Here is a 12,047-nt window from a genome sequence, read left to right as displayed (position 1 = left end):
ACTCCGGCATTGCCGGCAAAAACCAGTTCATTCAAATACTGGTCGGAACAACTTATCAAGCAGCTAAGCACAGGCTGTTTGCCGCTGGATCTCGATTATTGGCTGGACGCCAGGCGGCATCGGGTGCCGGCGTTTCCGGTAGACATGCCTAACGGCGGCAGCTCGTTTGTCGCTGAAAGCGAAGTCGNTGTTGCTGACCGCACTGACGCTCACATTACGCGACCGGCTGCACAGCGAATCGGTATTGATCGATCTGGAAGGCCACGGCCGCGAAGACATCGCGAATGACGCCGATANCGCGCTTTTGAACCTGTCCAAAGACGCGTCCTTGGACGAGGCGCTGAAATCGGTCAAAGAACAACTACGGGCCGTGCCGATGAAAGGCATGGGCTACGGCTTACTGCGCTACCTGTCGCCGGACGATGAGATAAAAGCGCAACTGGCCGCCCAGCCCCAAGCGCAGATTATCTTTAATTATCTCGGCCAAATTGACACCGCCATGGCGGCCGATGCGCCGTTCGCACCGACCCAGAATACGACCGGCGACAACTGCGACCCTACAGGAATGCGGGCGCATGAATTGGCCGTCATCGGCAGTATTGAAAACGGACGGCTTCAGCTAAGCTGGCGCTACAGTCGCGAGCGCTATCGCAGTGCCACGATGGAAACGCTGGCCGGACGCTATTTGCAACAACTGAAGGACGTGATTGCCCATTGCGTCCAAGTGGACGCAGGCGGTTACACGCCGTCGGACTTTCCGTTGCCGGCCCTGTCGCAAACCGAACTGGATGCTATGGCCTTAACGCCTCGGCAGATTGACGACATTTACCCGTTGGCGCCGTTGCAGCACGGCCTGATATTCCACAGCCTGTATACGCCGGAATCCAGCGTCTACTGCATTCAATTGGCTTGCCGCTTGCACGGCGAACTGAACATTGCCGTCTTCCAGCAGGCTTGGCAGCAACTGTTGGAACACCACCCCGTGCTGCGTACACGGTTTTACTTCAAAGACGGCGAGCAGCCGTTACAAATCATCGACAAGCAAGTCCAACTACCTATCAGTGAAGCCGATTGGCGCGGCATGTCGGCGGAGCTACAGCAGCAGAGCTGGCAACAGTATCTGGCCGACGACCATGCCAAGGGTTTCGACTTTAGCCGTGCGCCGTTGATGCGACTGACTTTGGCGCAGTGTTCCAACGATACTCATTACTTTCTATGGAGCTATCATCACGTGCTGCTGGACGGCTGGAGCACGCCGATGTTGATAAACGATGTATTTACCGCCTACCAAGCCTTGCAACGAGGCGATACGCCGCGTCTGCCGACAAGAAAACCCTATCGCGACTATATAGCCTGGCTGCAACGTCAAGATATGGTCGCCGCCGAGGTCTACTGGCGGACGGCCTTGATAGGCTACAGCGAACCTGTTGCGCTCGGCGCCGACCGGGCGGCTGGCCGTTTACAGGAGTCTACGGACAGCAGCAAACAAGCCCTGCTGCTGTCCGAAACCGAGACCTTAAGTTTGCAACGCTTCGTCAAGCGCCGGCAGCTGACCCTGAACACCTTGGCCCAGGCTGCTTGGGGGCTGCTGCTTAGCCGTTATAGCGGCAGCGTCGACGTCGTATTCGGCGTTACCGTTTCCGGGCGGCCGGCGGAATTGACCGGTGTCGAAGACATGGTCGGCCTGTTCATCAATAGCTTGCCGATGCGCTTGCAGTTGCGGCCGCAATACCGTGTGAGTGAATGGCTGCAAGCCTTATTTGAACAAAACCAGGACATGCGCCGCTACGAATATGCCTCGCTGGCGAAGATTCAAGGCTGGTCGGAGATACCTCGCGGCCGGAATCTGTTCGATACCCTGCTGGTGTTCGAAAATTATCCTATAGACCAAGCCTTGATGGATGCCGGCGGTTCGATGCGGATCGATGAAGCCAGGGGAGTCGACCCCAGCAATTATCCGCTCTGCTTGTCCATTTTCCCCGGTAGCCGGTTGAAGCTGGAGATCGGCCATGATGCTGCACGTTTTTCAAGCGAAACCGTCGATGCGATGCTGACGCATCTGCGGCAACTGCTGATCGCGTTTGCCGAACAGTCCGAGTCGCGTCTGTGCGAACTGCCGACGCTGATGCCTGACGAGCAACAACAAATCCTGTACGACTGGAATGCCACCGCCGTCGATTATCCTAAGGACCGCTGCCTTCATCAGCTGTTTGAAGAGCAGGTGGAAAAATCGCCGGACGCGCTCGCGCTAAGCTTTGAAAAGCAATACTTAAGCTATGCCGAGCTCAACGCCAAATCCAACCAGCTGGCGCATTACCTGATAGCTAAGGGTGTCGGTCCCGATGTTCCGGTCGGCGTCTGCGTGGAGCGGTCGTTGGAAATGGTGATCGCTCTGCTGGCGATATTGAAGGCTGGCGGGGCTTATGTGCCGCTCGATCCCCATTATCCTGAACAACGCATCGCCTACATGCTTAAGGATAGCCAGATTGATGTGCTGATTACCCAACAACGGCTGGCAGCGTCATTGATGCATGGTGCGAAGGAAACGATTTATCTGGATAGCGATTGGCAAGCTATTGCGGAATGCCCGGTTAACAATCCTGTACCCTGCAATAACCCGCTCGATCTGGCTTATATCATCTACACGTCCGGTTCTACCGGGCAGCCCAAAGGCGTGACGGTTTCGCACCGCAACGCCGTACATTCGACAGCCGCGCGGTTTGCAAATTACCAGGAACCGGTAAGCGCCTATCTTCTGTTGTCTTCGTTCGCGTTCGACAGTTCCGTGGCCGGATTATTCTGGACGTTGGGACAAGGTGGGTGTCTGTGTTTGCCGACGGATGACGCCGCCAAAGATCCGGCGGCTTTGGCTGATTTGATTGCGGGGCGCCGGGTATCGCATTTGCTGGCGCTGCCGTCTTTTTATGGTTTGCTGTTGAACCAGGCGGGAGCACAACTGCAAACCCTGAAAACGGTCATCGTTGCCGGAGAAGCGTGTTCGACTGAAGTCGTCAGGCAGCACTACGCGGCGTTGCCGCATGTGCTGTTATATAACGAATACGGCCCGACCGAAGGTTCGGTATGGAGCAGCGTTTACCTGGCGGCTCGCGGCGATTACGACAGGCCGCTATCGATAGGCCGTCCGATCAGTAATGTCCGGCTCTACATTTTGGATCGCACCGGCAACCCGGTATCGGTAGGCGTACAGGGCGAACTGCATATCGGCGGCGAAGGCGTGGTGCGCGGCTACTGGCAGCGTCCCGAGCTGACGGCGGAAAAATTCATCCCCGATCCGTTCCAGGCTGACGGCGGCAGGTTATACAAAACAGGCGACTTGGCGCGTTACCGTTCGGACGGCAATATCGAATTTTTAGGCCGCATCGACGATCAAGTGAAAATCCGCGGCTTCAGAATCGAGCTGGGGGAAATAGAGGCAAGGTTGCTGGCGTTTCCGGGCGTGGAGGAGGCGGTTGTTTTAGCGCGGGAGGATCAGCCTGGAAACAAGCAATTGATCGCTTATATTGTCGGCAATGCCGATGGCTCGCTTACAGCGGAGACGTTAAGGGAAAAGCTTAAAACGCTACTGCCGGATTATATGTTGCCTGGCGCTTATGTTTTCCTCAGCCAAATGCCGTTGACGGCAAACGGCAAAGTTGACCGCAAGCTATTGCCCGCGCCGGACCGCCATGAAACGCAATATGCGCCGCCGCGCACTCCGGTTGAGGAGGTGCTGGCAAATGTATGGTCGGAGATGCTGAGTATCGGACGAGTCGGCATTAACGATAATTTTTTTACATTGGGCGGCGATTCCATATTGAGCATTCAGATTGTCGGGGCAGCCAGGCGCAAAGGCGTTTATTTTACGCCGCGGCAGTTATTCGAGAATCAGACCATTGCCGAGCTTGCCGCTATTGCCGGAAATGAAAATAAAATAACGGCGCAGCAGGACTTGGTGGTTGGCGAAATTGGACTGACGCCGATTCAGCACTGGTTTTTTGAGCTTAACTTGGCTTATCCGAGCCATTGGAATCAGTCCTTGCTGTTGAATGTGGAACGGTATTTACAAGCCGATATTTTGGAACGGGCTGTGCAACAGCTGGTTAAACATCACGATGTCTTAAGGCTGCGCTTTATGCCTGACGAAGGCGGCGGATGGCGGCAAATCAATCTGGCGGATGAGACGAAAAAAATAGCCGGTTTTGTCGATTTAACGGGATTGTCTCAACAGCAACAACTGCTTCAAATCGAGCAAATATCAGCCGAGTTGCAAACGACGCTGAATATTACCGACGGCCCGCTAATCAGGGTTGCCTTGTTCGAATTAGGTGAAGGGCAGCCGCAACGCTTGTTGTTTATTGTTCATCATCTGGCTATTGACGGCGTTTCCTGGCGTATTTTGCTGGAGGATTTAGACACAGCCCATCGGCAGCTGGAAGCAGGAAAAGAGATTCTGCTCCCGGCAAAAACCACTTCCTATAAGCAGTGGTCGGAACGCTTGCAAACAGTTGCTAAGACCGGCTATACGCAGGAGGAATCGGATTTCTGGCTATCTCCCGGCTATTTTGAAGCCAAGCCGTTGCCAATAGATTATCCCGAGGGCAGTAAGTGCGAAGAATACTTTAAAACGATCACGATCAGTCTGAATGAAACCGAAACGCAAGCCTTGGTGCAGAAAATACCCTCAATGTCTCAGCTCGGTGTCGATGAAATATTGCTGAGTGCTTTGACGCAGATTTTATGTTGCTGGAGCGGCGGAGAATCCGTATTGCTCGATCTGGATAGATACGGCAGGGAAGATGTTTTTGAAGATATTGATTTAACGCGTACCGTCGGTTGGTTTACCAATGTGCATCCGGCGCTGTTGACGTTACCTGCAAAGGCTAGCCCTCGCAATCTTATCGACTCAGTTAAAGCGCAGTTGGATAGGATTCCGAAAGGCGGGATGGGCTACGGCATTCTGCGCTATCTGAGTGATGCCGAGCTTGCGAGGCAGTTGGGAAATTGTCCCCGTTCCCAGATTTTATTTAACTACTTAGGGCAACTGGACAGGGCGCTTCCACCCTCTTGTCCATTCAGTATTGCCAAAGAGCCGATTGGGGCGGGAGTCAATAAAAACAACCATAAGCTATACGACATAGAAGTGGTTGCGATGATTATTGAAAACCGGCTACAGATCAGCTGGATATACAGCAGCGAGCGTTTTGATAAAGCGACGATTGGAAAATGGGCTCAGCTTCATAATGAGTTTTTACATGAGCTGATTGAATATTTTTTGTTGGAAGCAGGTGAGGAAGTTTTGGCGTCTGTTCGTCTCCATCATGGAAATGCAAACTAAAGCCGCATTTCATAACTTTCATTATTTGGGGAAAACGAATGTTACGCACCGCTATCAACGTCGGTAGGTCGACAGTTATACAAAAACAGGATGAATTTACTGAATGCGGGTCTTCGATGATCCGGGCAGATAGAAAAATTAAAGCTCATTTTCCAAGCTGTATTTTTATTTTTGCCATGTGCTATGCGGTTTCAGGACAAGCGGAACCAGTGGATAAGGTAAAGGTTTTTAAATTTAACATTCCCGCTGAAGATATGGCTTCGGCATTAATTGCATTTTCGGAAACTACCGAGATGCAATTAATCTATCCTGCTGCCTTGGTTCAGAATCTTAAGTCTAAAGCGCTATACGGCAGTTATAAGCCAGAGCAAGCATTACAAAAACTCTTGGCCGATTCAAATATTGTTTACCGGTATGGGGACAATGACGCTATTTCTTTGACTGAAGCACCCAAAGGAGAAGGTTCCGGCACAACTACATTAAAAGCGATGACGGTAATAGGTAAAGCGAGCTATGCCGACAACGATCCTTACAACCCCAATTACAACCGCACCACCTCCACTACTGCCACCAAGACCGATACGCCGATCATGTTGACGCCGGCTTCGATACAAGTCGTGCCGAAGGCGGTGATGAACGATCAACAGAATATAAATATCTTGGATTCGCTTAACCGAAACGTCAGTGGCGTTTCGGCAAGAACCGGGTCGGGTGTTTTATACGATAACTTTATTATTCGTGGATTCACCACCGGGCTTACCGGAAATGCCTACCGTAACGGCTTGCTGTTCCCCAGCAATTTCTACGAACCGTCCAATATTGAACAGCTTGAAGTGCTAAAAGGGCCGGCCGCGGCGCTTTATGGACGCATCGAACCGGGCGGCGTAGTTAACATCACCACCAAAAAGCCGTTGGCGACGCCTTATTATGCGTTGCAACAGCAGTTCGGTTCTTACGATCTTTATCGCACTACGGTTGACGCCACAGGCCCGATTGATGACGCTAAAACCCTTTTGTACCGATTCAATGCGACTTATCTCGACAAGGGATCTTTCAAGGATATGGTCAACAGTGATCGCGTTTTTATTGCGCCTACTTTAAGTTGGCGGCCGAATGATAAATTCGAAGCCAATTTAGAGCTGGAATACAAACACGACAATTTTGTTAATGACTATGGCGTGCCGGTGCTAAATGGCGCCAACAGGCCCGTCAAGTTGCCATCCAATACTTTTCTTGGGGATTCTGCTGCGAATCGGGGTGAACAGGAAAACGTACTGATCGGATTCGACTGGAAATTCAATTTTAATGACAATTGGAAACTAACGAACCGATTTCTTTGGGAAGATTGGAGTCAAAAGGAGGTCGATATAATTCCGATGAGTATGCGGGCAGACAACCGAACCTTGAACAGGGGGCTGTTCAAGGTTCAACAGAGTTGGGAGACGTTTACTACCAATTTAGATTTGAACGGAAGATTCGACTTGTTTGGCACTCGGCACGACATTTTGATTGGCGGTGATTTCTATAATAACAAGTGGCCCGGCTCATCTAGCTTTTCCGGCGCTATAGCCGCTGTGCCGGGTATTGATATTTACAATCCGGTTCACGATCAAGTTAGCCAAGCAGCCATTGACAGACAGGCCAATAACAGCTTTCAGACACGCCTTGATCAATGGTTTGGCGTTTATTTCCAGGATCAAATTACGCTTTGGAATAAGCTGCATATTATGGGCGGCGGCCGCTACGATTGGTCGTTAAATGGCAGGGGCACTTCGACCACGTCGGTGCAACAGGCCAAAAACAGTTTCAGCGATGTAGAGACGCAAAACTTCAGTCCGCGAGTCGGCTTGCTTTATCAGCCGTGGCAATGGTTGTCGGTGTACGGAAACTATACGCAATCCTTTAACGGCAATAGCGGTTTTTCCGCCACCGGCAAGCAATTCGATCCGCAAATCGGTGAACAATATGAAGCCGGTTTTAAAACCGAGTTCTTTGATAAGAAGTTATCGACCTCCGTGGCTTTTTATCACTTGACCAAAAGCAATACCCTAACACCTGACCCAGCTAATCGGTTGTTCAATCTTGCGATAGGCGAAGCGCGTAGCAAGGGGATCGAAGTCGATATTAAAGGCCAAGTGACCGAGAAGCTTAATTTGATTACCACCTATGCTTTCACCGATACCCGCATTACCAAGGATAATAACGGTAACGTCGGTAAAGAATTGGTCAATGTACCGGATCATCAGGCTAGTGTTTGGGGTACTTACCAGCTCACAGAACGATTCAAAGTAGGGCTTGGCGAAGTGCTGGTCGGCAGCCGTCAAGGCGATACCGCCAACACCTATCAATTACCCGGATATGCCAGGACAGACGCGATGGCGGCTTATATCCATCCCATCGGTAAAACCCGGTTGACTACTCAGTTAAATATCAACAATCTGCTGAACAAGGATTATTTTAGCGAGAGTTCTTTATACAACGGCGGCCGCGTTTCGGTACTTGTCGCTGAGCCTATTTCGGTCATGGGCTCGTTGAAGTTGGAGTATTAGCTATGTAGGCCGAAATAAGCCGGTTCGAGCGACAGCGAGAACTGGTGTTGCCTACATGGACTGATATTGCGGGAGCAAATATCTGCATTCACCACATCCCTGTGGATTATGTAGGTAAAGAGCGGGAGCTTTTCCGGTAAACATCATCCAAATTCGCCGGAAACACCACCTCGCGCTACGCGCTTGGATGGTCTTACTTGTGCCCTGTGGGTATTCCGGCCTACGCCTAGGGTTTACTACTAAGTTTAAGTTTCGGAATCGGCAAATTTTGCGATTTATTACTTAGCTTGGCGGACACCCCGCCCGGCATAGCGACATGCTTTCAACAACTCAATATCGATACTCAATTCGACAACAACGGAACGATGAAAACCGACATAAATCAGCGGGATTTAATCAGTAAGCAGCAACGCCTGTCCAGACTGAAAAGCCGGCGCAAAAACTGGCTGGCGGTACATCTGTGGTTGGGCCTAAGCTTGGGTTTGTTGCTGTCTATTTACGGCATCACGGGCAGCATTCTGGTGTTTGATGAAGAAATCGACGAATGGCTGAATAGCGAATTGTTAACTGTCAAAGCGCCGGAACCTTCGGCGGCTTACCGGCCGTTGGCGGCGATTTTCGAAGCCGGGCGCAAGGCTATGCCGGCACAGGCCAAACACGCTTTCGCCACCTATCCGCGCAATGCCGAAGCGGCTTTTAAACTCAGGTACATAGTTGCGGCAGCGGACGGGGCCACCGAAACATGGCAGGTGGCGGTCGATCCGTATACGGCTAAAGTCATCGGCAAGCGCTTGCAGGCGCGTTCGGACAGCTTTGTCCCCAAAACCTTTATCGATTTTATGTTCAAACTGCACTATGCGCTGTTGATTAAGTCGCGCGATGTCAGCATGGTGGTGGTAGGCCTGTCCGGCGCGTTATTGATAATTTCGGTGCTGACCGGCTTGATCGTTTGGTGGCCGTTGACCGGGCGCTGGCGGCAAGCCTTGACGGTCAAGCGCAAGGCCAGTGCCGAGCGGCTGCACTACGACTTGCATAAAACCGCTGGGTTCTACACGGCGTTGGTGATGCTGCCGGTCTTGTTCTCCGGCGTTTACATGGTGTTGCCGAATAACGTGGTGCCGGTGCTGGAGTTGTTTTCGCCGGTGACCTACCGCTATTGGTTCCAATCCACTCCGCCGGCCGTTAATGCTCAAGCCATCGGCATGGACGTAGCGGTCGCCACCGCCAGGGAACATTATCCGACCGGTCGACCGCATTTTATTTACGGTGCATTTACTCCCACCAAAACCTATACGGTATGTCTAAACGGTGTCGATGCGCCCGGTAGCCTGTTGCAGCGGCGTTGCGTGGTTATGGATCGCTATAGCGGCAAAATACTGGACGTGGACGATCCGACTATCGGCACGGCGGGGGAGGTGTTCACGCATTGGCAATGGCCGTTGCATTCCGGCCAAGCCTTCGGCATGACTGGCCGTATTTTGGTGTTTTTGACTGGTTTGGCTTGTCCGGTATTGTTCGTTACCGGCGTGATTCGCTGGCTGCAAAAGCGACGAGCAGGAAGCCATATCAAAAAGCCGGCAACGGGCTAGTCCCATCGGAAGACTGGCTTTATCCTAAAAACAGCTCATGGTTCGACAAGGCTCTCCTGAGCGTAGCCGAAGGGCTCAGCACGAACGGTTTTACACGCTCCAACCGATTTTTTTTAGGTTTATAGGGAGCGTTAAAACTTAGCTTAAAACAATGTGAATCTTAATTTTATGGAGAAAAATGATGAATGAAGCCTTTGCCCCCCCCGTTTTTATTCTCTCTTGCGAGCGCTCCGGTTCGACCATGCTTAGATACATCATGGATACGCATTCCAAAATAGCGTGTCCCGGTCATTTGTATCTTGGCAGCTTGTGCGAAGATTTAAATCGTACCTTATTCGGCACGCTTGCGCAGACTCATGGGGGAAGGGACGAAGAATCTAAAAGACGGTATGCGCTGAGCGAAACCCGCAGCATGGTTGTTAATATCATGCAGCGTTATACCGCAGCCAAAGGTAAGCAAATTTGGTGCGAGAAGACGCCGATGAATTTGGAATACCTGCCTGTATTGGAAGCGCATTTTCCTGATGCGAAATATATATGCCTGTACCGTAATTGCATGGATGTGGTTAATTCCAGTCTTAACATGAGTAAATTCCGTTTTCTTCCTGAACATATGCCGTATGTGCATAGAAATCCGGAAAATATTATTGCGGCAATGACGGAAAATTGGCTGGAAAAAACCGATAGATTATTGGCGTTCGAAGCGGCGCATCCAGAGCGTTGCTATCGGCTAAAGTACGAGTCCGTAGTCACGCAGTTTGAAGAAACATTGGAACCTTTATTTCAATTCTTAGGCGTTGACTGGGAAGCGGGGCTGTCGGAGCGCGTCTTTGCGGTGACGCATGATGCGGGGGAGGGCGACGGCAAAGCCACATTATCCAGCAAGATTCGCCAGGACTCCATCGGGAAAGGCAAAGAAGTGCCGCGGTCCGGCATCCCAAACAAATTTCTGCCGGCGCTTGACGATTTGCTCGGTAAGCTGGGGTACCCGGCATTAGACGACTATTATTCCCAGAACAATCCGCCTTCCGACAGCTCCAAGAAAACGCGCGAAACCTCTGAAGTTTCTGAAATATCGGAAATATTTGAGGTTCGTTTTACGGACGCCGTCAAAAGAAACCGGCATCTCTACCCTACACTTCAAGGCCTATGGAAGATAATTGTCACCGGCGTGCCGAATGGAGTTTGGATCATCGATTTATCAGGTCAAGAAGGCGTTGTTAAACCGGGTGATTCCAGGGCGGACTTTTCATTGTCCCTTTCTGCGGCGTTGTTGATCGATATTATGAATGGCAAAAGAAGTTCGGTCGAAGCGATTAATCAAGGTGTGATCGAAATAACAGGCGTTGACGATAACGGGGCGTTAATCAATTTAGGCCGTTTGCTTTTTTCTTGAAATTGTCTGTGATGAGGCGGCGTATTTATACCCAGAGGGCATAAGTTTCGTTTGAGCGGACAAGCTGCTCAACTCAGCTTTAAATTGATTCCATAATAACGGGAGATTACACAATGCATTCAAATGAAAGATTGCCGCTACAGGTAGATAGGGTACATGCGCCCTCGGTTGAAGAATTTAATAGGTTATATGCGGAACCGGGTAAGCCGGTGCTGATAACGGGGATTGTTTCCGAGTGGGATGCCTGTTCGCTTTGGAATTCACAGTATTTCAATTCGCTTGCCGGTGAACGTTCAGTTCCTGTCAAACGTATGCGTAACGGTGCCTACCTCAAAGCACGCACCGAATTGATGAAGCTGGCGGATTTTTTGGACGTAGTTAACAAGGAGCCGGTTGGTAATGAGCGGGTTTATTTAAGCGAGCGATCTGTTAAGGACATCTTGCCGGAAATCGCCGGCGACTATACGGCTCCGCCTTACATTGATTCAGCAAAATTCGCTGCGGTGGGTTACATCGGTAGTCATGTGCATTCGCAAATTCACTTTCACCCCTTCGGAAAGGCGTTGTTGTGTCAAGTTACGGGCCGCAAACGGGTAAAGCTTTTCGCCCCCGATCAAACTCCGTATCTTTACCAGAAGCTGCATTTTAGTAAGATTGAAGGCGAGCCGGTTGATTTAGAGAAATATCCGTTGTATGAAAATGTTGAGTATTACGAATGCGAAGTCACCGCGGGGGAAATGCTGTTTTTTCCAATTTATTGGTGGCATGGCGTTGAAACACCGGAATTCAGCTCCGCGGTCGTTTTTTTCTGGGATGATTCCCGTAAGTTGAGATGGCTACCCCCGACAGGTATTCCATTGCGCTATGTGCCGGTGTTTGAAATTATGTCATGGATATTTAAGGGAAAGCGTATGTTGAAGCGGATTTTGCAATCGGTTCGAGGATAGGTGTGGCAAGACTATCAGTATCGCTGTTTTTGATCTTTCTAGAGCAATTTTCGATTAATTAAAATCAACCCACTGCTAAACCCTCTCTGTTGAGCATTAGAAACTTATTGTGGTACGGATGGGCTCCCGTTTGCCGCGCCGCACCGGAGCTTTCGCCGGGACAAATCGGCAGGATAGCCGATTTGCATGCGCAGCACCCGAAGGGAGAGGTACAGGGACTGTACCGAGTGA

5 protein-coding genes are annotated in these 12,047 nt (G+C 50.9%); all 5 read left to right on the top strand.

Annotation, left to right across the window (positions count from 1 at the left end; all coding sequences use genetic code 11):
• Positions 1-166: 166 nt before the first annotated feature.
• A complete protein-coding gene (locus EKO24_RS00030) occupies positions 167-5,335 on the top strand; it encodes a non-ribosomal peptide synthetase (RefSeq protein ID WP_143733124.1) in 5,169 nt (1,722 codons plus the stop codon).
• A 38-nt stretch (positions 5,336-5,373) separates the two neighbouring features.
• Complete coding sequence (locus EKO24_RS00025) at positions 5,374-7,884, top strand: TonB-dependent siderophore receptor (RefSeq protein ID WP_127030068.1); 2,511 nt, start codon at positions 5,374-5,376, stop codon at positions 7,882-7,884.
• A gap of 365 nt (positions 7,885-8,249) precedes the next feature.
• On the top strand, positions 8,250-9,473 hold the full coding sequence (locus tag EKO24_RS00020; RefSeq protein WP_127030067.1) for a PepSY-associated TM helix domain-containing protein: 1,224 nt from the start codon (positions 8,250-8,252) through the stop codon (positions 9,471-9,473).
• A 181-nt stretch (positions 9,474-9,654) separates the two neighbouring features.
• Positions 9,655-10,869, top strand: a complete 1,215-nt coding sequence (locus EKO24_RS00015; protein ID WP_206667179.1) for a sulfotransferase — start codon at positions 9,655-9,657, stop codon at positions 10,867-10,869.
• Positions 10,870-10,982: 113 nt separating this feature from the next.
• Positions 10,983-11,816, top strand: coding sequence for a cupin-like domain-containing protein (locus EKO24_RS00010; protein ID WP_127030065.1), 834 nt, complete (start codon positions 10,983-10,985; stop codon positions 11,814-11,816).
• Positions 11,817-12,047 lie beyond the last annotated feature (231 nt).

The sequence above is a fragment of the Candidatus Methylobacter oryzae genome (assembly GCF_003994235.2).
GTDB lineage: Bacteria > Pseudomonadota > Gammaproteobacteria > Methylococcales > Methylomonadaceae > Methylobacter_A > Methylobacter_A oryzae.
Note: the sequence above shows the minus strand (reverse complement) of the source record. Positions and strands in the feature narration are given on the sequence as shown.

Bases quoted from the DNA above. Each gene is read 5' to 3' on its own strand.
- EKO24_RS00025 (WP_127030068.1), top strand. From the start codon at position 5,374: ATGTTACGCACCGCTATCAACGTCGGTAGGTCGACAGTTATACAAAAA.
- EKO24_RS00020 (WP_127030067.1), top strand. From the start codon at position 8,250: ATGAAAACCGACATAAATCAGCGGGATTTAATCAGTAAGCAGCAACGC.
- EKO24_RS00015 (WP_206667179.1), top strand. From the start codon at position 9,655: ATGAATGAAGCCTTTGCCCCCCCCGTTTTTATTCTCTCTTGCGAGCGC.
- EKO24_RS00010 (WP_127030065.1), top strand. From the start codon at position 10,983: ATGCATTCAAATGAAAGATTGCCGCTACAGGTAGATAGGGTACATGCG.